At 38.3% G+C, this 21,452-nt stretch carries 18 protein-coding genes; 3 read left to right on the top strand and 15 right to left on the bottom strand.

Annotated elements, in window-relative coordinates:
* Positions 1-33: 33 nt before the first annotated feature.
* The 6 genes from opp4A to SAZ04_RS12125 form a co-directional block, all read right to left on the bottom strand.
* Positions 34-1,827: an oligopeptide ABC transporter substrate-binding protein gene (opp4A, locus tag SAZ04_RS12100; protein WP_332695431.1), complete on the bottom strand. Its 1,794-nt coding sequence runs from the start codon at positions 1,825-1,827 to the stop codon at positions 34-36.
* A 15-nt stretch (positions 1,828-1,842) separates the two neighbouring features.
* Complete coding sequence (locus tag SAZ04_RS12105) at positions 1,843-2,751, bottom strand: ABC transporter permease (protein WP_332695433.1); 909 nt, start codon at positions 2,749-2,751, stop codon at positions 1,843-1,845.
* A gap of 29 nt (positions 2,752-2,780) precedes the next feature.
* On the bottom strand, positions 2,781-3,743 hold the full coding sequence (gene opp4B, locus SAZ04_RS12110) for an oligopeptide ABC transporter permease (RefSeq protein ID WP_332695435.1): 963 nt from the start codon (positions 3,741-3,743) through the stop codon (positions 2,781-2,783).
* A gap of 1 nt (position 3,744) precedes the next feature.
* The gene (locus SAZ04_RS12115; protein ID WP_332695437.1) at positions 3,745-4,683 is read right to left on the bottom strand and encodes an ABC transporter ATP-binding protein; all 939 of its coding nucleotides are present in this window, start codon (positions 4,681-4,683) and stop codon (positions 3,745-3,747) included.
* Positions 4,670-5,689: an ABC transporter ATP-binding protein gene (locus SAZ04_RS12120; protein ID WP_332695439.1), complete on the bottom strand. Its 1,020-nt coding sequence runs from the start codon at positions 5,687-5,689 to the stop codon at positions 4,670-4,672. The genes SAZ04_RS12115 and SAZ04_RS12120 overlap by 14 nt, the downstream gene beginning before the upstream one ends.
* Before the next feature lie 192 nt (positions 5,690-5,881).
* On the bottom strand, positions 5,882-6,334 hold the full coding sequence (locus tag SAZ04_RS12125) for an Lrp/AsnC family transcriptional regulator (RefSeq protein WP_332695481.1): 453 nt from the start codon (positions 6,332-6,334) through the stop codon (positions 5,882-5,884).
* 560 nt (positions 6,335-6,894) lie between these two features.
* Here SAZ04_RS12125 and SAZ04_RS12130 point away from each other — a divergent pair.
* The gene (locus SAZ04_RS12130; RefSeq protein WP_332695441.1) at positions 6,895-7,866 is read left to right on the top strand and encodes an LCP family glycopolymer transferase; all 972 of its coding nucleotides are present in this window, start codon (positions 6,895-6,897) and stop codon (positions 7,864-7,866) included.
* Positions 7,867-7,939: 73 nt separating this feature from the next.
* Here SAZ04_RS12130 and SAZ04_RS12135 read toward each other — a convergent pair whose 3' ends face one another.
* Positions 7,940-9,007 carry a glycosyltransferase family 4 protein gene (locus SAZ04_RS12135; protein WP_332695443.1) on the bottom strand — a complete coding sequence of 356 codons (1,068 nt, stop codon included), beginning with the start codon at positions 9,005-9,007 and terminating at the stop codon, positions 7,940-7,942.
* A 365-nt stretch (positions 9,008-9,372) separates the two neighbouring features.
* Here SAZ04_RS12135 and SAZ04_RS12140 point away from each other — a divergent pair, with 365 nt between their 5' ends.
* Positions 9,373-11,244, top strand: coding sequence for a SpoIID/LytB domain-containing protein (locus SAZ04_RS12140; RefSeq protein WP_332695445.1), 1,872 nt, complete (start codon positions 9,373-9,375; stop codon positions 11,242-11,244).
* A gap of 100 nt (positions 11,245-11,344) precedes the next feature.
* Here SAZ04_RS12140 and murJ read toward each other — a convergent pair whose 3' ends face one another.
* From murJ to SAZ04_RS12180, 8 genes are all read right to left on the bottom strand, one after another.
* Positions 11,345-12,877, bottom strand: a complete 1,533-nt coding sequence (gene murJ, locus SAZ04_RS12145) for a murein biosynthesis integral membrane protein MurJ (RefSeq protein ID WP_332695447.1) — start codon at positions 12,875-12,877, stop codon at positions 11,345-11,347.
* Between the two features lie 37 nt (positions 12,878-12,914).
* Positions 12,915-13,394 (bottom strand): PssE/Cps14G family polysaccharide biosynthesis glycosyltransferase, encoded by a 480-nt coding sequence (pssE, locus tag SAZ04_RS12150; RefSeq protein WP_332695449.1) that lies wholly within the window; start codon positions 13,392-13,394, stop codon positions 12,915-12,917.
* Positions 13,391-13,870 (bottom strand): PssD/Cps14F family polysaccharide biosynthesis glycosyltransferase, encoded by a 480-nt coding sequence (gene pssD / locus SAZ04_RS12155; RefSeq protein ID WP_332695451.1) that lies wholly within the window; start codon positions 13,868-13,870, stop codon positions 13,391-13,393. The genes pssE and pssD overlap by 4 nt, the downstream gene beginning before the upstream one ends.
* An 11-nt stretch (positions 13,871-13,881) precedes the next feature.
* Entirely contained in the window at positions 13,882-14,976 is a 1,095-nt protein-coding gene (locus SAZ04_RS12160) for a glycosyltransferase (RefSeq protein WP_332695453.1), read from the bottom strand.
* Positions 14,969-16,312 (bottom strand): O-antigen ligase family protein, encoded by a 1,344-nt coding sequence (locus SAZ04_RS12165; protein ID WP_332695455.1) that lies wholly within the window; start codon positions 16,310-16,312, stop codon positions 14,969-14,971. Before SAZ04_RS12165 ends, SAZ04_RS12160 begins: the two co-directional genes overlap by 8 nt.
* Positions 16,313-16,326: 14 nt before the next feature.
* Positions 16,327-17,469: a polysaccharide pyruvyl transferase family protein gene (locus tag SAZ04_RS12170; protein ID WP_332695457.1), complete on the bottom strand. Its 1,143-nt coding sequence runs from the start codon at positions 17,467-17,469 to the stop codon at positions 16,327-16,329.
* A 9-nt stretch (positions 17,470-17,478) separates the two neighbouring features.
* Positions 17,479-18,363 (bottom strand): UTP--glucose-1-phosphate uridylyltransferase GalU, encoded by an 885-nt coding sequence (galU, locus tag SAZ04_RS12175; protein ID WP_332695459.1) that lies wholly within the window; start codon positions 18,361-18,363, stop codon positions 17,479-17,481.
* A gap of 430 nt (positions 18,364-18,793) precedes the next feature.
* On the bottom strand, positions 18,794-20,212 hold the full coding sequence (locus SAZ04_RS12180; protein ID WP_332695461.1) for an N-acetylmuramoyl-L-alanine amidase: 1,419 nt from the start codon (positions 20,210-20,212) through the stop codon (positions 18,794-18,796).
* Between the two features lie 286 nt (positions 20,213-20,498).
* On the opposite strand from SAZ04_RS12180, the gene SAZ04_RS12185 reads away from it, so the two are divergent.
* Positions 20,499-21,338: a hypothetical protein gene (locus tag SAZ04_RS12185; protein ID WP_332695463.1), complete on the top strand. Its 840-nt coding sequence runs from the start codon at positions 20,499-20,501 to the stop codon at positions 21,336-21,338.
* Positions 21,339-21,452 lie beyond the last annotated feature (114 nt).

Here is a 21,452-nt window from a genome sequence, read left to right on the forward strand (position 1 = left end):
TCCATTAGAGGAATGCTTATTCTCGTACAATCGTTACTCAGCTACTAATGGGCTTTCTGATGTTACCGCAATTTCATGTAAATACATTTCTGTTCCATCACCAATTGAGTAGTTTAACACACGATTGTTAACCGGAACTACTGCAGCACGGTAAAGTGTTGGGAATAGTGGGACCTCATCAACCATTAATTGTTGCCACTCTTTGTAAATTTCTTGACGTTTGGCGACGTCAAACGCTTCTTCAGATACACCCGTAGCGAGTAGACGATCGTTCTCTTCACTTGCATAACGAGTGTAATTGAACATTGCATTACGTCCATATAGGTCTGTTGGGTCAACATCAATCCCAGCTTGCCAAGCAGCTTGGTATATATCTATTCCTGGATCATCTTCTTCAACACGATCATAGAATGTGTTAAATTCTTGCAAACGTCCATCTAACAATTGAACATTTAAACCAACTTGCTTCCAAGCTTGGATATAGTACTGTGTCAATGGCTCAGCAATATCATCACCACTCATTGAAGCAAAGTTGATCACAAGTTCATTTCCATCTTTATCTTCACGCATGCCATCTCCCGTAACATCGACGAAACCAGCTTCTTCAAGAAGTTCCTTCGCACGCTCGGGATTATACGTGATACCTGGATTTGTTTCATCATGAAATTCCGGATGCGACGGTGGAATTAGCGTAGTACCATTCCAACGCAATCCATGGTAGAAACGTTCTCCAACTGTTTCATTATCAACCGCATGCCACATTGCTTTACGCAAGTTCACATCGGCCATTTTCGCTTCTGGATCTGGTACTACTTCCTCATCTTCCCATGTTCCAAGCTTGAAACCGATATAATTGTAAGAACGGTCAACCATACCTAAAAACTCAACATTTGACATGTCCGCATTATCTGGGAACTGATTAACAGGGAACGCGTCTACTGTATCTACTTCACCCGTTTGTAATGATTGTACAACGACGTTAGGGTTAATAACTTTAAGAACGACTTCATCTAAGTTTGGCTCACCGCGCCAGTAGTCTTCATTTTTTGAATAAACGACAGACTCACCAGGGACGATGCTTTCTACTTTAAATGCACCAAAGCCAATTGGATGTCTTCTTACTGCATCAGAAGAAGACATCTCAGCAACTTCCATCTCACCAAAAATATGCTTCGCTAATGGATAAGTCCAAATACTACCAGTAACTAGAGACGGCGTTGCCTTGATATACGTAATTTCTAATGTTTTTTCATCAATTACTTCAATACCAGAAATCGTATCTACTTCACCTGCATGGTACGCTTCCATCCCTTCAATATTCGTGAAGTCTGAACCGTAACGAATACCATCATAGTCAGGATGTCCAATGACTTCATGAGCAAATAACCAGTCTTCAGCCGTTACAGGCTCACCATCATGCCAATTTACACCATTACGAATGGTAAATGTGAACGTTTTTCCATCCTCTGAAACCTCATACGTTGCTGCACCATCTTGTGTATAAACAAAGTTTTCATCCCATGTTAGTAATGCTTCATCGAACCAACCAATCACTCGAGCATCAGGACCTCCTGAATTGAAGTTCGAGTTTAGTGTACCTTCAAATGCTGTGTCAGAAACAAGACCATACGTGAATGAACCACCTTCGATTGCTTCTCCTTCATTTGTTTTCATTTTGCTGAAATCTTCAATTGAATAAAGACCATCATCTTCTGTTTCTCCTTCATCGACTTGCTCTTCTTCGCCTCCACCACTACACGCTGCAAGAGCTAGCAATAAAATTAGCATCAAGGTAAATAGCAACTTTTTCAAACTAGACTTTCCCATTATATAACCTCCCTCTTATCCTCTTCTTTGTCTTGCATCTGTCGCACGCTTGAGAGCTTGACCGACATTATTTATACTCAACATCAATACTAGAATTAGTAGCGATGCTGGTAACCAAATCCACCATCTATGCTCCAATGTTTGCGGGTTTCTTGCATAGCTAACTAATGTTCCTAAACTTGGTGTACTCTCAGGAAAACCAAATCCTAGGAAAGAAAGCCCTGATTCCAACCCAATATTTGCTGCTAGGTTTAACGTCATTGTTACAATGATAAGTGAGCTTAAATTTGGCAGCACTTGTGAGAAAACAATCTGGAAGTTTGAAGATCCCAGTGTTTTAGACGCATGAACGTAATCAAGCTCTTGTTCTTGTAATGCTTTTGAACGAATTAACCTAGCAATTCCCATCCAGAGAAAAGCGGTCATAATTAGCGAAAATGATAGAATACCATATTTCGGAACAATCGCTACGAAAACAATAACAATCATTAAAAACGGTAAGATCATGAAGAAATCAACGATTCTCATGAAAATATTATCAACTGTTCCACCGAAGTACCCAGATATAACTCCAACCGTTATCCCAATGATTCCACTAAGTAACGTAACTAAAATTCCAACGCTCAACGAATTACGTGTACCGATGATTAATTGGCCAAATATGTCTCGTCCACCATAATCCGTACCAAGCCAATACTCAGATGATGGTGGTTCATGTATGGCAAATAGATCAACCGTCACGATTTCGGCCTGGTCTAAAAATAACGCTACCCCGTAAACAAATAGAATAACTAATATTAGAAAAATAAGCGAGACGAACGCTAATTTATCTTTAATAATCTCACGTATAACAATTTTCCAACCAGAAGGACTTTTTTCAATCTCCTGCATCGATCTCGGTGTGTTCGCATTGTTCATCCTCATTTTATAACCACCTCAACCATAACTACTTCTTATTTAATCCGAATTCGCGGATCGACGAGACTTAAAATAATATCAGAAAGCAATGCACCTAGAATTGAGGCTATACCGAATAATAAAGCCAATGCCGTCACGACACTAAAATCACGCATCGTGATTGAAGTCAGAAAAAGCTGCCCCATTCCAGGATAGCCGAATATATTCTCAATGAAGATCGCTCCCCCGATTAAACCTGTAATCTCAAAACCAAAGAATGCCGCAATCGGTAAAAGGGAATTTCTCAAAATATGACGGTTGTACACGCGAGATTCAGGTGCCCCTTTGGCTCTAGCTGTTAACACAAATTCTTTTTGTTTCGTATCAATTATTTCACTACGTAAATATTGAACGGTTGAAACCGTTGTAATTAATGCCATCGACAACGATGGGAGCAATAAGTGATTCAACTTGCTTAAAATGTACTCAAATGTTCCTGGCACAAGTCCCGGTGTGACACTCCCCCCCGTCGGGAACCAACCTAGTTTAAAACCAAACAACCATAACATCACTAAGGCAAAAATGAATAATGGCGCTGCAAACCCTACGTATGTATAGCCTGTAATTAAACGATCTCCCCATGTGTCATTAAAGCGTCCACTTGTAATCCCGAGTGGAATCGCAAGTAAATACGTAAAAAATAATGTCACGACTGAAAGCCAAAATGTATTCACAAGACGTTCTGAAATTAATTCAGAAACCGCCATTTTATAACGGAACGATTGACCAAAATCAAATTGGATCACTCCTTTGATCCAATCCATATACTGAATATACCAAGGATTATTTAACCCCATCGCTTCTCGTCTTGCTTCGATGGCAGCTGGATCAATATTCGGATCAATTAACCCCGTCAACGCGTCCCCGGGCATCACCTTGGCCATAATGAAAATCAATAAGCTCAGAAAAATGACTTGAGGAATCATTAGTATTATTCGTCGTACAGTAAACTTCCACATATCATTCAACCTCTCCAGGTAAAGCTACCAAATGCGTCTTTGAAACTGGCTGTAATGGATAAGCCAAGCCTTCTTCATCAAAGTAACGATCATAATGCTGATCATATTCTTCTTTTACTTGTTTCCTAAATTCAGCTTGGGTAGCGCGTTGTTTCGGATCGATATCAGGAATTGCTGATAGCAATCGTTTCGTGTAAATGTGCTGAGGGTTATGAAAAATCTCTTCCGTTGTCCCTTGCTCCACATAACGACCTTTATACATAATCCCAATGTGATCACACATGTGTTTAATAATTCCTAGATCATGGCTGATAAACAAGTATGTCAGGTTTAATTCCTTTTGGATGTCCTGCATGAAATTCAGTACTTGTGCCTGTACCGATACATCAAGTGCGGAAACTGGCTCATCGGCGATGATCAACTTTGGCTTTAATGCAATCGCTCTTGCAATGCCAATCCGTTGTCTTTGTCCACCCGAGAACTCATGTGGATATTTCAGAATACTATCTGGACTAAGGCCCACCTTTTTCATTAATTCTTGGACTTTTCTTTTTTCTTCGTCGCGTCCAAGCCTCTCAAAATTCCGAAGCGGCTCCGCTACGATATCAGCTACTCGCTTTTTCGGATTAAGAGATGAATACGGATCTTGAAAAACCATTTGAATATCACGGCGATAATCAATGCCTTTACTCTTTTTCATTCCGGTAATATCCTGTCCTTCAAACAAGACCTGACCGGAAGTAATTTTATTCAAACCAATAATCGCTCTCCCGGTTGTTGTTTTACCAGATCCCGACTCACCAACTAGTCCATAGGTTTGTCCTTGTTCAATCGTAAGGTTCACGCCATCAACGGCTTTAATATGACCAAGTACTCTTGGTAGTAGTCCCCCCTTAACAGGAAAGTGAACTTTTAAGTCTTTCACTTCAAGAAGTGCCATACTTCTGTTCCTCCTCTAACTTGTTCGGGAAACTGAATTCTTTGTAGCATGTACATCTAACAAAATGTCCTGGCTTAATTTCGTGCAATTCTGGATGCTTTTCATGAGCCGATTCATCAACCCATGGAATTCGGTCTTTAAAACGGCAGCCTTCGCGCCGCAACATTTGTAAGGATGGGACAATCCCTTCAATGACATGGAGTCGTCCACTTTCTTCGTTCGTTGATGGGACCGAATTTAATAATGAGCGTGTGTATGGATGCGTCGGACTTGCAAACAACGTATACACGTCTGCGATTTCAACAATTTGCCCTGCATACATCACCGCGACCCGGTCCGCCATCTCAGCCACAACCCCTAGGTCATGTGTAATTAAGATAATTCCCGAATTCAACTCTAACTTCAGCTTTTTTATTAGATCAAGAATTTGTGATTGAATCGTCACATCAAGTGCGGTTGTAGGTTCGTCGGCGATTAATAATGTCGGCTTACAAGCAATCGCCATCGCAATCACAACACGTTGACGCATTCCACCGGAAAGTTCATGAGGGAATTGTTCAAATGTGTATTCAGGACGAGGAATTCCCACCTGATTTAAAAGTTGAATTACTCTTTTTTTCCGTTCGGTTTTTGACATTTTTGAATGTAAGATCAAGGTTTCTACAATTTGTTCTCCAACTGTCATTAATGGATTAAGAGCCGTTAAGGGATCTTGAAAGATCATCCCTAATTCTGACCCACGCAATTTATTTAATTTTCGTGGTGATACATTAGCTATATTATTTCCTTTGTAAATAATTTCGCCTTCAACTTTCGTACGTAATTTATTATGAAGACCCATAATAGAAAAAGCTAAAGCACTCTTTCCAGATCCAGATTCACCTACTATTGCTAGAATCTCATTCTGGTTAACGGAGAGTGTGACATTATCAACAGCAGCATAGTAATCATTTTTTATTCGAAAAGACGTTTTTAAGTTCTTAATATTTAATAATGGCTTGTTCAAGAAAAATCACCCTGACATTTATAGAAATTAGTAGTAATTTATTTGAATAACTGAACTTTAGATTAACTAAATAAAAACAATCATTTCATTCGGGTTGCGCTTTTTTCAGATAATTAAGAAAACTCAGTGTAAAACTTGATGATTTTCAAAAGATAATACGACTACATAATTAACATTCACTAAGAAATATTATTATTCAATTATATAGGAGAAACAATCTTTGTATTGTTTTAATTCAATGCTCACATCTACTGATATGATTCCATCCATCTTAGCAAGATCTTTGTTAACAAAATCAACAAGATCGTCGTTGTTTTTAAAATAAGCTTGTAATATTAAGTCGTGACGTCCTGAAAATGCGCCTACGAACCTGACTTCTTGAAACTGATTTAAGGTTCTTGCAATTTGTTCCTGTTGTCCAAGCTTCGTTGATATCCCAATAATGACTTGAACATTTAGCCCAATCTTGTTCGGATCCATATGTATGATAAATTCGAACACTCCATCTTTCAACATACGATTAATTCTCGTACGAATCGTTCCTTCACTCACCTTAAGCAGTTTCGCAATTTCTGTGTAAGAGCGCTTTCCATTTTCTTGCAAAAAACCTAAAATCTCCATATCCATCTCATCTAACTTCCCCATCATACCACTCTCTTCATTAAAACGAATCTCGCTATAAAAATAGCTTCCTGTTACGTTTTTTGGTAATTTTTCATATTATTCTGCATTTTTCGTAATTAGGACTAACCTAATTATAAGTGATAAATTTTTCCAATGCAATATTCATTCTTTTTGCAATAATGATTTCTATGTGAGTATTTCTATTGATTGAAAACTCGATTGCCACTTCAGTCCCTTTCCGAAAGGATTCAGCGCTATTTTTTTCGAAATTGACAGTAAAAAGCGACGTTTATGACGAATTTTCTTACACGAAGTAACAATCCATTATTTGGATATATACTCTCTTAGTTTCGCGCAATAGCATATGCATCTATGCTGAGAGAGCCTATTAACTTTTAGTGATTCTTTCACAGTTTCCGCTGTCAAACTCGCAGTGAATCGATTTCCAACAATCTTCTTATTTACTAATCTACTGTTTTTCGTTACTATGAGGTATATGTTGAATTATGTCTATTCTTCGGTTCATGGTATTCATAAAACTTATAACAAATACATTTAATAGTAAAAAGTGAGGTATTGCGATGACGCAGAAACGTTTAAGGCGCCATAAACGCAGAAAGAAAAAAATAGTTCGAGTTATTATGCTCTTTTGCATTGCCACTCTCCTATGTGTCGGGGCTGCGGCAACTTATTTTATTTATCAATTATCCAATGTAGCGGCGAATACACAATTAGAGCTCGACCGTGGTGAAAAGTCCGAACGGCGTGAGGTCGCTGTCGATCCTAGTAAAGATAATATTTCAGTGTTAATTCTTGGAGTGGACGATCGTGATGGTGATTTACGAGGACGTACTGATTCGATGTTGCTTGCTACGTTTAATAAGGAAGAAAGATCAATTAAAATTCTAAACATTCCACGAGATTCATTAGTGGACATACCTGGGCGAGCGAATCCAGATAAAATCAATCACGCTCACTCCTTTGGTGGGTTAGACCTAACAATAGAAACCGTTGAGCAATTATTTGAAATACCAGTGGATTACTATGTTACCCTAAATTTCGTTGCTTTTATTGAAATTATTGATGCTCTTGGAGGAGTAGAAGTCGAAGTACCATTTACATTTACTGAAATGGATAGTAATAATAATAAAGAAAGCATTACATTATATGAAGGCACTCAGACATTAAATGGGGAAGAAGCACTTGCATTCTCGAGAATGCGCAAAAAAGATCCGCGTGGTGATTTAGGACGTGGAGAACGTCAACAAGAAGTCATTAAAGGCATTATCTCAAAAGGAGCTTCCCTTTCATCAATCACTAGTTACGGTGACGTCATGCAAAGTGTGGAAGAACATATGGCTACGAATCTAAGCTTTGGAAACATTATTGCACTTCACTCTTACGCAAGTGGCATAAATGAAGTTGAATCACTTTCGCTTGTAGGGAATGACACACGTATTAATGGCGTTTATTATTACGGCCTTACTGATGAATCCTTAACTGAGTTAAAAGACACGTTCCAAACTCATCTTGGCTTACAAAAAAAAGATTGACTCAGCTTGATTCTGAGTCAATCTTTTTTGTTGCTTATATTTAGAAAAAAAATAACTAGGTGTTGCAACCTAGTTACTTTTCATATTTTAAAGGTCTTTTTGAATTTGTGATGCGTCTAAAAAATTTGATCATAGGTCTGTATTCTGAACTAACTAATCCAACCCGTTCAACAATAAACTGAATCGCAATAATCGTAACGCATAAAATGATCATAGATATCCATAACGTCGACATCGTTAGCATGACTGCAGCTAAGCCGAAAAATGCTGTCATTGCATAAATAGCAAGAACTGTTTGTTTGTGAGACAGTCCTAATCTTAATAAGCAGTGGTGCAAATGTGACTTATCAGGAGCAGATAATGGTTGTTTATGAACTAAACGACGAACGATTGCAAACAATGTATCTGAAATCGGAATTGCTAAAATGATAACCGGTATTAACAACGAGAACATTGTAACGTTTTTAAATCCTAATAAGGAAATAACCGAAATCATATAACCTAAAAACAAAGCACCTGTATCACCCATAAAAATCTTTGCAGGATTAAAATTATGAACAAGGAATCCTAATGTACTTCCTAATAAAATAACTCCAAGCGCTGCAACAAATACATCGCCTTGTATAATCGCAAGAGATGAAATCGTAATTAACACAATTGATGAAACTCCTGCCGCTAAACCGTCAAGGCCATCAATTAAATTAATCGCATTTGTAACTCCGATAATCCAAAGCAGCGTTAACGGAATACTAAACCACCCTAGTTGCAATTGACCATCAAACGGTAAGTTGATAAATTCCACTTGAACTCCACCGTAAATGACGACAGCCGCAGCCGCTACTTGACCTAATAACTTCCACTTAGCAGAAAGCTCCATCATATCATCAAGAAACCCGGTCACAATAATAATGAAACCACCGATTAAAACAGGAATCATAAAAGGACTTTCTGGCTGCAAAATGATAAGACCGATTAAAAACCCAATATATATGGCTAATCCACCTAAACGAGCCATCACAGTTTGGTGTACTTTGCGATGATTCGGTTTGTCGATAGCTCCAATTTTTATAGCAAAACGCTTTACTAGCGGTGTAATCAACATCGTAACGATAAAACAAAGTACTAAAGCCAAAGCGAGCATAATGACCCTCCTTATTTCTTACCTTCTCCATTAACTCCACTTTTATTTCTTTTTCTATAAACATGCTATCTTATCCCAAAGAAGTATTTGTAAAACTTCCATAATGGATTGTACCACAAAGAACAGATTTCGAAATCAAAAACTTTATAAATTATACATATTGCCACAATTTCACACATTCGAGATGTGTTATTTTACCTATTATTGCATTTTCCATTCGTTAACTATATGAAAATTGTATCATTTTGTTATAATGAAACTACTAAAATTGTAAAAGGAAGTCGAAAATAGAAGGGAAATTAAGTAAAATTACATATTTTTTCTGTTAAACAATGAAACTACTATAAAGAAGTTAGGAGACCACGATGCAAAAATTACGACTATTTACGATTCTCATGATATTACCTATTTTAGCTTTAACAACTTTTGATTCCGCATTCGCGAGTGGAGATGAAATCATCACGAATGTTGAAACACGCCCAATCCTTGACGGTGTTGAAATTCCCAGAGTTGAGTATGTTGATCCTGATGAAACGGTACAAGCATCTTCATCCAACAGTGGTGCTACATTTACTTTTACAGGTGATGGCTGGGGCCACCGCGTTGGAATGAGCCAATATGGTGCTTTAGGTATGGCTAAGGAAGGGAAATCTTATGAACAAATTCTAAAGCATTATTATACTGGGATTAATTTAAGACAAGATGCTAACTCAAGCGTGAAAGTAATATTAAACCCCGAGCAAACATTTACATTAACTCCAAATGGGGATTTCAAGTTATTAAACGAAGAAGATGGTCTAGAAGTTTCATTTAAAGGATCCATTGAATTTAGTCAAAATAGCAGCAAGGAAGCCGTTGCAAAAATAGATAATACAATGTTAACTTCAACAAAAGGTTTCACATTAATCCCAAAGAAACAGCAAGATAGCAACTACACAACTGTTTCTAAAGTTAGACATGGGTCTAGTAATGTAACGGCCGATTATCGTGGATCGTTCTATATCGAGCCAGACGACCAACGCTTAACCCTTATTAACGAATTAGATATTGAAGATTACCTGAGAGGAGTTGTACCAAGTGAAATGCCGGCTTCTTGGGGTACCGAACATTTGGAAGCACTAAAAGCACAAGCAGTAGCTGCCCGTACTTATGCCAAAAGAATTGCTAATGGCCGCTACTTAGATGATGACGTCTCTAATCAGGTATACCGTGGTAAATCACTTGAGCACACTAATTCAGACAAAGCAATAAAAGAAACACAAGGCGTAGTTGCCGTTCATAACGATCGACTGATTGACGCTGTCTTCCATTCAAGTTCAGGTGGACACACTGAAAACAGCGAAAATGTATGGGGCGGTAAATTTGACTATTTAAAAGCAGTAGATGATCGATATGATACGAATACAAGCCACCATCATGGTTGGTCAGTAACAGTGGCTAACGAAACCATTGCACACGCCGTTTTTGGAACAACTGACTATATGGTCAGCGATATTAAAATTACAAAACGAACCGATGCACAAAGTGTTCAAGAAGTGGTTGTAACCGCTAAGCACAAAACATCAGAAAAAGAAGTAAAAGAAACACTTCCAAAACCAAATCCGCAGGGTCAAAAACTTCCTGATCGCTTACGTGCTCAACTCGGCTTCTCACTGAATAGCATTAAATTTGATGTAGAACGCAATGATATTTTTACAGACGTAACAAACACAACCTCAGGTTACGATGAAGTTATGTTCCTTTACGACCGTGGTGTGATCAGTGGTTTTTCTGATAACTCATTTAAACCGAATCAAACGATCAACAGAATTCAAACAGCAAGAATGATTGATCGTGAGTTAAACTTAACTGCTCCTCCTAGCAGTTATCAATTAAAAGCAACGGACGTCTCTACAGATCGTGATTATTATGAGTTATTCCGTAAGATGGAGTATCATAGAATTATGACTGGTAACAATGGAAAGATGAATCCAGGTGAGGATTTGAAACGTTCGCAAATGGCGATTGTCTTGACTCGTACGTTCAACCTAACGAAACCATCTAACACAAGTTACCAGTATGCTGATATTAATCGTTCTACGTATTCGGAAACAAGCTTAGAAGCCATTGATATCATTGCTTATCATGGCATTACGACAGAGTATGGAAAAGGTAAATCGTTCCGTCCGAATGAACCAACAAGCCGCGTTATGTTTTCACGTTTCATGACACGTGCGATTGATGAGTCCTTTAGATAATAGCTTTTGAAAAAGTGAAAAAGAATATACAGGAAAAAGAAGAAGCTGCATGTTAGCTTCTTCTTTTTTGTATTTCTTTTTCGTTCCTATAACAACTAATTCATCCTCGCTTCGCAATTTTTTTCAGTAGCTTCGTACGGACAGCTTCAAATTCAGGGAAACGTAATCCATAAACTATCAAACCAACAACAACCATCGTTATGATTAAAGCAATCGTTAAAGTGACGATAGGCATATCAAACGTGATCAATGATTTCACCCCTAGTTGAACAGCTATGATTGCCGCAAAGAGTACAGTAAACTTCCAGATCGTTGTGAATGTTTTCGGTCCAAAAAGGTTTAACTTTAAAACTACCTTTGCCGCGATCAGCAGCAGCAACAAATTACTAATTGCACTAATTGATGTTGCAGCAGCAAGACCTAAAGCACCAAAATGGTTGATTAATAATAGATTCAGACCAACATTAATTCCAAAAACCGAAATCACTCCTAAAGTCACAGGGAGAATGGATTTCTCCTTTGCGTAAAAGAAACGAGTAACATATAAATTGGCTGAATGAGCAAACATCGCAATCACTAATAGCTGAAAAAGTGGTGCAGCTATTAACGTCGAATCACGAGTGAAATTACCATATTCAAACACAACTCGGAAAATCTCTTCTGCGTAAAAATATGCAAAGATTGTCGCCGGAATAATGGTGATCGTCATCATTCGCAACCCTTTTTGATAAAGTCTTTGAATGTCATCCTTCTGATTTGCTGCTACTTTTTTCGCAAGCAACGGGTAAATAACGGTTGTCACAGCTGTCATTAATACACTTTGCGGTAGTTGAACAATTTTTGATGAGTAATTCAAAGCAGAAATCGCACCATCACTTAGTCCAGCTGCAAAAATTCGATGAATTAAAAAGTAAAATTGTAACGTTGCGCCTCCTAATATAATCGGAAACGCTAAACGCCACATTTTCTTAAAATCATCGTCTATTTTTAAGTTAATTCGAAAACGAACAAAATTTCCTTTTTTCAACAAAACGACTAACATAACCGCCATCACAATCGCACTAATTACCGCTCCGTATGCATGAGCATATGGTCCGATGTACGAATAGCCAACAACAGCAATGATTACAAACGTGACGTTCATTAATAGAGTCGACATTGTTGCGAGCGTAAATTTTCCATTTACATTTAAAATGCCCGTAAACCACATCGATATGACGAGAAACAATGTTGCAGGAGCCATGATCTGAAACAAATCAGCCGTTAGCGCAAGCTCTTCAGGTTGAAGTCCTCTAAATAACAAGCCAATAACCACTTCAGAAAAGACCATTAACAAGGCTGTAAAGATGATTAATAAAAGCGAGAGCCATGTAAAAATAGAGCTTAAGAATGTCTCCCTCCTGGGCGGGTCATCCATTTTACTATAAATCGAAATAAAAGCGGTAGTAATCGCGCCTCCGATCACAACATAAAAGAAGTTCGGTAACGTATATGCCGCAACGACACTATCTGCTATGCTTGACGTTCCAAACTGATAGCCAATGACGACTTCTCGTAAAAAACCGATAAACCGCGACCCTAAATTGATCACGGCTACTGCTCCGATAATTTTAAACAACGTGTTGCCTTTCACTTATCCGTTCACTTCTTTCTCTCTACCGAATCACGATTCAAATCGTTTGAATAAACTCATCGATAAGCTTGATCATTTGATCACGTCCACTTTTAAATGGGACTGGCTCGAAATCTTTTGCCTGCTCTAGCTTTTTTTCTAAGTCATTAAGATCAACAACACTCAAAATATGACCAGCTTGACTAAATGTTTCAGATATCTCAATTTGATGATCGTCATTATGTTCCGCATATTTGGACAGACGAGCTGCCGCGATGACGGTTTTCCCTTTTTTGACTCCTGTAATAATCGAACCTGTTCCTGCGTGCGTAATGATGAGTCTCGCTTCGTCAAAATAGTTCTCCATTTCAGAATAACTCATAAATGGGATTAGCTTCATCGTATCACTTTTATAAGGAGTATGTCCGACTTGGACAACGACTTCTTCTGTAATCACTCCTGTTTGTTGAAGACGTTCAACCTCTTTTAACAAGCGAGTGAACGGTAATTCATGTGTTCCAAGCACAACAAAAATCAATAGATTGACCCCCCATACACAGCTTTCGGGTACACTTTCTTCATTGATTCCCACTGAACAATGAATAAATCAGCAATTGGATAAACTAGTCTACCAGAAAGAGTCGGTGTCGTTGTTTTGGCAAAGCTTTCGATATAAATGACTTTACGTCTAAACAACTTAGCGATGTAGCACATTGGAACCGATGTATGAGCTCCCGTTGTCACAATAACATCTGGACGTTCCTTTAAGAAAATGAAGAAAGATTTAATACAGTTAAACGAAAATTTAAATAGATAACTAAACAGGTAGTTCCGCGCACCATATACTAAAAAAGATACAGGATACTCCTTCGCTAATTCTTTCGTTATACTGGATTCTTCTGTGACAATGTGATAATCGTATTGATCAAACAATGGTTTCAGCTGCAAAAGCTGTGTTAAATGACCACCAATCGAGGAGATGAACATTACTTTTTTCTGCTTATTTCTCTTCATCTTCCATCACCTCATTTCGCATAGATCTCAAGCACTTTTTGTATTAAAGCTTCTTGATCATTTTCTATCGCCCTTCTTTTTCCAGCTTCGACTAGTTTCTGGCGATACTCTTCATCTTCTAGTACTTTCATCATTCCATTAGCTAAAGAATCTGCGTTTTCTGGCTCGACTACTACACCGTGGTCATCTGCAAGCAACACTTGAAGTCCACCAACCTTTGTCCCAACGACTGGTGTGCCACAAGCCATCGCCTCAACGGCTACAAGCCCAAACCCTTCCATATAAGAAGGCAAAACGAACAGATCCGCAACAGACATCCAAATCGCGACTTCCCTTTGCGGTACCGCTCGATGAATATGCACATCTTGTAATTGATGGTTATCAATATACCCTGTAACCTCATTTTGAAACGCTTCTTGTTTTGGGTTCCCAACTAAATAGAGAGAAAGGTTTCTATGTTTTTCTTTTAACGTGTTATACGCTTCGAGGAGTTCTAAGATCCCTTTTTCTCTAATGATGTTCCCAACAAATACAATCGGGCGCTCATCCTCTTTTATTCCAAGCACCTTTCTTGCTTCGGCCACATCATGATGATGAAACGTTGTTAAGTTAACCCCCATGTTAATGATCGATAGTTTATCAGCCGGGATGTGATACTCCTGATGGATTTCTTGGTACAAATCTTGTCCAACCGCGATAACATGATCCGCTTCTTGTAAAATTTTTGTCGTCCATCCCTTAATGCGTGTATTCTTTTTCGCCATCCGGTTAATATCACTACCATGAGCCGTTACAACCATTTTCGTCTTAAACCATTTTTTGAAAAGCAATGCAAGCATCCCTGTGGGGAAAATATAATGAGCGTGAACAACATCATAACGTCTCCCTTTTCCTAACAGCGTTAAACCTGTTTGAATTGCCCATTTCGCATATTTTTTTACTACATTAGCTTTCTTCATATCAGGGTCTGTCACCGCTACGACATCAACTATTGTGCCTTGTTTACGCAGGGAATTAACCTGATTTTTGACAAAGATTCCAAACGTCGCACTTTTATTTCCTGGATACATATTGCTTAAAACAAGGACACGTATTGGTTTACCCATTTTGCTTCTCCTTCATATGCCAGTTCATGCCAATTCCTAAAAAGAGCCAAAACCAAAGTGCTATTTGATGGTTCTCCCATGCGGTTGATAGCAAACCCATAATCACAAAGGCAATCCCAAATGTAACGACAAACAAACCAACCCATTTATAGATGAGTGCGTCTTTCTCAGCAAATAACGTCATTTCCTTCAAGACTTTAAATAAGAAGTAACCAAGTAAGATAACCCCAATGACACCATACTCAACGAGAACATATAGCGCATTGTTATCAACCGTACGCATCGTACTTGGAAGCCCTTCGTGCATAAACTGATGGAATGGTGAGTTAAACACGAAGGCAGCGTTACTCCCAAACATCCCCGGACCGACTCCAGCAATTGGATTTAACATAAACACTTCAAGTCCACTTAAGATGATCAAAGATCGATAATTTTTCGTTAAATCTAATGTATATAAATTGCGCTGAGCAAAACCTTCTAAAAAGAAAAGAGCGAGCCCATACCCTACAACAAATAAAACAATCAGACCAATAGCCACTTTTAACAGAACACGAAACGCCTGATTTTTCCGATTCAAAATACCAATAATCGCAAAGCATCCAATGAGCGCTAAAAATGCTTGACGAGAAAACGTCAGGGCAATGACCGTTAGTAGAACAGCTACGATACCAAGATAAATCGTTTTCGATCTAAACGTTAATTGCAGCCTATAAACAAATAGATAAAGAGCGACAAGTAATAGAACAGCCACTAAAAAACCTGCTAACGTATTACTTGAATCCATTAATCCAAATGCTCGAACTTCTTCTCCAATCGCAATACTTCTTCGCTCGGAAATATCTCGTAAAGGCAATGGAATTAACATCGCAATTTGAATAAATCCGATAATTGATTGAAAAATAGCCAATCCAATTATTAATTGGAAGAGCTTCTTTACCCAAATAGATGGGATATCTAATGTTAACAAAATAAAAAACAAGATGACATATTGAAACAATGCTCGCACCCCAAATACCCCTTGAGTAAACGGAACATTGTTAATGAACATACTAAATAAAGCAAAACTCAAAAACAGAATCAAGCTCCCATTAATAGGGTTTTTTAATCGTGCGAGTAAATTCTTACGTCCCAATTGCGGATGTATAATGACAAGTAGTGCCATTGCAACAAGAAGCATTTCTCCTGTATAGGAAATCGCCATTCGAACAATCCCAGGAAGTAGATTTCCCCAAATTCGTGTAAACTGCAATTCAATGGATGTCCAAATGACAAGCATTATTGTCGCAACCAATAGAATTCGATTCGTTCTTTCTACTGGAAAATATCTCTCTATCATGAAATTCACACCATTCACTTTTTATCTATTTCTAACTGTTTCAAACCCTTCAGTGCCTCTGCTTTTAACGTATCTGATACAATGTCAAAAGCATTTTGAACAGACTCCCAGTTTTCACTTACCCCATTAAACACATCAACAATCGATGAAGAACTTGGGTTTACGTTCTTAATCGGTATACCAAGAGAAGGCATTTCAATTACTTTCATGAAATCCTCTACTTTATGATGATAACCAATCCCAATGACTGGCGTTTTCGCAACGACTGATAAAATTAAAGAGTGAAGTCGCGTCCCAATAATAAGATCTTGCTCCGCGCTCAGTGCAACGATGTCAGTAGGATGTAGGTTATCCTCAATTAATTTTGTGTTCTCTTGATGGTTCATTTTTGCTAAAATATCCTTTGTCACTTCAACATCTTCTGGATATTTTGTAGAGAAAAACGTAACTTCTACACCTTTCCCTTCTATTAATTGATCAAGTTGCGCTGCCATGCCATCAACATAAGCCTGATATTTCGTTAAATCTGGCGTTGGCCAATATTGCTGGCTAAAATAAGGGACGGCTGTTACTCCGACTTTTTTTACCGTAGCTGAGCGGGTATGAGTGTTTGGAGCAGGTACTGAAAAGGCCGGATCACCAATCACTGAAACAGGTGTCTTGACTCCAATTGATTGTAGTAGCTTTTGCGAATCACGATCTCGAACCGACACAGACTGAGCCGCATTCGTTAAACGAGTAATGAAAAATTTCCCTAACGCCGTTGTAATCGGACCAGCTCCAACTCCATATACGACGACTTTACAACCCGCTCGTTTACCTGTTAATCCAAGCGTGCTATAAAGCGGGGCATCTCGCTTATACATATCCATTAATAAGCCGCCACCACCAATAATAAGCAGATCAAGCTCTTTCATGACATGATAACTAGCTCGAATCGTTGTTGCACCTGACTTTAACATGCTCCCTTTTTTATGAATCAAAGGCATGGAGCGAACCTGATAACGTTCCTTCGTATTGTCAGGGTTGTTACTAAAAATAACGATGTTCTCCTTATTTACATAAAGATGTTCAGTTAACTGATGCAATATCCCCGTTAGGATCGCTTCATCTCCATTGTTGTTATGTCCGTAGTTACCAATAATTCCTACCTTCATTCCATAATCCTACTTTCCCGTAAATCGTTTTTGAACTAACTCACGTAAATATAATTCAATCTCATCTTTTAAGTCTGCTCGATCAAGCGCAAATTCAATCGTAGTCTGAATAAATCCCAGCTTTGCCCCTACATCATAACGCGTTCCTTGAAACTCATAAGCAAGCAAATCTCGCTTGCTGCTTAATACTTGAAGTGCATCGGTCAGTTGAATTTCTTGACCTTTTCCAGGAGGCGTTTGCGCCAGTATATCAAAAATATCTGGAGTTAAAATGTATCTACCCATGATTGCAATATTGGAAGGTGCTTCTTCTTTCGGCGGCTTTTCCACCAAATTTTTCACTTTATGAACGCCTTTTCCAATTGACTCACAGTCGACTACTCCGTAGCGCTCCACTTCGTCATCCGGTACTTCCTGCACACCAATAATCGGACTTTCATATTTCTCATACAGGTCCATCATTTGTTGCAAGCAAGGCGTCCCTGTTGATTTCACAATATCATCACCTAACAAAACAGCAAACGGTTCATTGCCAATAAATTTCCGCGCACAATAAACAGCATGTCCTAACCCTGAAGGTGTTTTTTGACGTATGTAATGAATATCAAGTAAGTCCGTACTTTGCTGCACAGACTGCAAAAGCTCTTCTTTTTCCTTGCGTCGTAACTCTTCTTCTAATTCCACATTTCGATCAAAATGATCTTCAATCGCTCGTTTGCCTCGACCCGTCACAATTAGAATATCTTCAATCCCAGATTGAACAGCTTCTTCGACAATATATTGAATTGTTGGTTTATCAACAATTGGTAACATTTCTTTTGGTTGTGCTTTCGTCGCTGGCAAGAACCGCGTCCCAAGACCAGCTGCAGGTATAATCGCCTTTTTCACCTTCAAACTGATAACCTTCCTTTCCTAACAACACTCACTAAAAAACATAGCTACTCCATTATACAATACAGAACAACACAATGCAGATGAATTCTTATTGACAAAGATGTAAAAAGAACAAAAAAGGTCGGTTTTTGGAGGCCACTGAAAAAGTTAAAAAGCAACCTTTTTCAGTGCCCTCCGAATTTTTACCTTTCTCAGTGGCCTCTAAGCAATGAGCGCATCCGATATACGGTTTTGATATTTCTCTATGAGCGCCCTTCTCATCGAGAACTTGTATCGCGTGGAGCCATTGCCCTTCCACGACTAAGCTTAACCGCCTTTCACCTACCCCATCGCCCGTGGTCGGGGTTTGACCCAATAGCCTCTGCTGCGCGCACCAAAAACCCGCTTTGAAAAAATCTCAGTAGCGGGTTAAATGATAGTAAACTATCACTTATTTACTAGAATAATAGTCTTCAATGCCCTTACGAATAGCATTTGCGGCTCTAGTCTTATAGGTAGACTGTTTCATTAAAGCTGCATCTTTGCTATTTGTCAGGAAGCCAAGCTCAATTAAAACTCCTGGCATATCTGTTTGAACTAATACACTATAATTAGCTTCTTTTACTCCACGGTCAGTTGTCCCTAACTCTTGAACTAAACGCTTATTAATCTTATAAGCAAGATCTCTGCTTTCGCTCTTCGTTGCTGAAGAAGCACTAATCCACGTTTCCGTTCCGTTTCCAGCTGTACTAGCTACTGCATTCGCATGAATACTAACAAAAATATCTGCCTTTGCATCATTCGCAATTTTCGCACGTTGACCTAACTCGATAAACGTATCGTTGTTTCGAGTCATAAGAGGCTTTGCACCTGCATTTTGAAGCTGTTTATTTAGTTCAAGCCCCACACCTAGAACAACATCTTTTTCTTGTAACCCATTTGCTACAGAGCCAGGATCTTTCCCACCATGTCCAGGATCAATCGCAATGATACGATTGTTTAACACAGAGTTAGATGCGTTATTTGAATTACTTGATACTTTCTTTACGAAAGCGGAACTGACAAAACCCAAACTATTCCCCAATTTAATTTTATACCAAGAACCTTGAGTAGCAAAGACATCAACTTTTTGTCCACTTCGTAAGCTACCAAGTACGGAATAGTTTGTACCAGCACCTGCTCTTACATTTAACGTACTAGAAACAGTTACTTCTCCTTGAAATTGAACAGTGTCATTACTTGGTTGTGATTGATTTAAGCGAAGACTTGGATCTTGAGCACGTGCTACATATGTAGCAAACTGGGCACGTGTGATTGCTTTTCCTGGTTCATAACGACTGCCTTTTTCGACAATCCCATTATGTTCAAGAGCAGCAATTTCCTTTGCAGTCCAATAATCCGCTTGAATATCGGAGAACGAACTTGTTCCTCCCCCACTCAAATTAAAAGCTCGTGCAATAATAGCAGCTGCTTGTGCCTTGTTCATTGACTCAGCTGAATAAAATTTTCCATCTTTGCGACCAGTAAAGATGCTTTGTTGAACAGCACGCTCAATTTCTGCAGACGCCCAATGATTAAGAGAGACATCAGGAAATGTAGGTCTACTAACCTTAAGTCCTTCAACACCAAGTGCTCCTGTTAAAATAACAGCACCATGAGCACGGGTAAGAGTATTATTAGGTCGAAATGTACCATCTGAATGACCTGTAATAATCCCTTTATGTGCTAAAGAATGGATTTCTTTATGACCCCAAGCACTTGAAGGAACATCAGGAAATTTGCTTTGTGCAGAAGCAACCTGTCCATTTCCAACTAATAACAACAAAAAGAGAATAAAAACAAATGACAAAATAAAACCTTTTTTCGACAATTCTATGCCTCCAATCGAAATTCATTACTCTTTTTTTAGAATAACATGTAAAATTATATGAAACTAGCGATTATAAGAATTTATCGAATTTAGGAATTTTTACGTGAATTTTGTAAAGATTACTCATATCACCCCGTTTTTGCAGGCACTAATTCGACTAGTTTGCGGATAGATTACTAGTCATGGTAGAGATAAAGTCCATCTCTTGGGTTAGCTTGCTCTTCACAGCAAGAAAAATTTCCGCTAAAATAAGTTGACTGGATACATGATAAGGTGGTTACGAATAATGATAAATGTACGTACTTTTTTTCTTCTTGTTTTTTTGCTTGTTTTGTTATCGGCTTGTTCAACAATGAATATGGAAAAAAAATTAGCCGAGGAACAACGAATTGATACAACTCTTTACGCTTACGATGATGAACAGTTTCGATATAGCGACCAAATCGTTCAAACGTTAGCTAAACGCTTTCAATTAAATGAGTTAACAACAACAAATGTTAATAGCATCATGAAAGATGAAATTGCAGCTGGTAATTATAATGAAGTCATTATTTACTTTCGTTATCTTCTTGACGAAAAAGAAAACGAAGCGGCTATGTATACAGAACGTTATTACGAGGCCTTACAAGCGCATATTCAAAATACAAATGATCCCTCTCCACAACTTGTTGAAGCGGCTATCAAGCAAGCAAAGCGACAATACGAACTCGAGCCTGATGAACAACGACATGTTGTGTATTACGCGTCGTTGTTAATCGAATCTAAATATGATGTCGAACAAGGACTTAATTTGTTATTCTCGTTAGAAGAAAAACTCTATCAAAGCAGCGAAGACCCTAATAAGCAAACATTACAAGCTTTAGCAAATGCGTACTATGTAAATAAAGATTATGAAGAAAGTGTTGAAAACTATTTGTTTTTAATTGCCCTAGAACCAGACGACACATCGCTTTACTATACGCTAAGTTATGTATTGGAAGAAATGGGCGAAGTAGAAGAAGCTTCTAGATATTTAGAAAAGACCTACGCCCCAACAATTGAGTTTTTAAATATGTATAGTACGGAAGCATTTGGTCTTTATAAAAGCTATTTCAATTCCAAAGCCAAAAATTTAAATAATGAATAAGAAAAAGGGTCTGGCCGCTACCAAGAGGAGGGTCAGACCTTTACCGTTACTTTGTGATATTATAATGGGTAGGACGCAACTCACGCGCGGAACTTTTTTTGAGTATAGGAGGAT

The sequence above is a fragment of the Halalkalibacter lacteus genome, from assembly GCF_036663595.1.
Taxonomy (GTDB): Bacteria; Bacillota; Bacilli; order Bacillales; family Bacillaceae_D; genus Halalkalibacter; species Halalkalibacter lacteus.

Bases quoted from the DNA above. Each gene is read 5' to 3' on its own strand.
- opp4A (WP_332695431.1), bottom strand. From the start codon at position 1,827: ATGGGAAAGTCTAGTTTGAAAAAGTTGCTATTTACCTTGATGCTAATT.
- SAZ04_RS12105 (WP_332695433.1), bottom strand. From the start codon at position 2,751: ATGAGGATGAACAATGCGAACACACCGAGATCGATGCAGGAGATTGAA.
- opp4B (WP_332695435.1), bottom strand. From the start codon at position 3,743: ATGTGGAAGTTTACTGTACGACGAATAATACTAATGATTCCTCAAGTC.
- SAZ04_RS12115 (WP_332695437.1), bottom strand. From the start codon at position 4,683: ATGGCACTTCTTGAAGTGAAAGACTTAAAAGTTCACTTTCCTGTTAAG.
- SAZ04_RS12125 (WP_332695481.1), bottom strand. From the start codon at position 6,334: ATGGGGAAGTTAGATGAGATGGATATGGAGATTTTAGGTTTTTTGCAA.
- SAZ04_RS12130 (WP_332695441.1), top strand. From the start codon at position 6,895: ATGACGCAGAAACGTTTAAGGCGCCATAAACGCAGAAAGAAAAAAATA.
- SAZ04_RS12135 (WP_332695443.1), bottom strand. From the start codon at position 9,007: ATGCTCGCTTTGGCTTTAGTACTTTGTTTTATCGTTACGATGTTGATT.
- SAZ04_RS12140 (WP_332695445.1), top strand. From the start codon at position 9,373: ATGCAAAAATTACGACTATTTACGATTCTCATGATATTACCTATTTTA.
- pssD (WP_332695451.1), bottom strand. From the start codon at position 13,870: ATGAAGAGAAATAAGCAGAAAAAAGTAATGTTCATCTCCTCGATTGGT.
- SAZ04_RS12160 (WP_332695453.1), bottom strand. From the start codon at position 14,976: ATGGGTAAACCAATACGTGTCCTTGTTTTAAGCAATATGTATCCAGGA.
- SAZ04_RS12165 (WP_332695455.1), bottom strand. From the start codon at position 16,312: ATGATAGAGAGATATTTTCCAGTAGAAAGAACGAATCGAATTCTATTG.
- SAZ04_RS12170 (WP_332695457.1), bottom strand. From the start codon at position 17,469: ATGAAGGTAGGAATTATTGGTAACTACGGACATAACAACAATGGAGAT.
- SAZ04_RS12185 (WP_332695463.1), top strand. From the start codon at position 20,499: ATGATAAATGTACGTACTTTTTTTCTTCTTGTTTTTTTGCTTGTTTTG.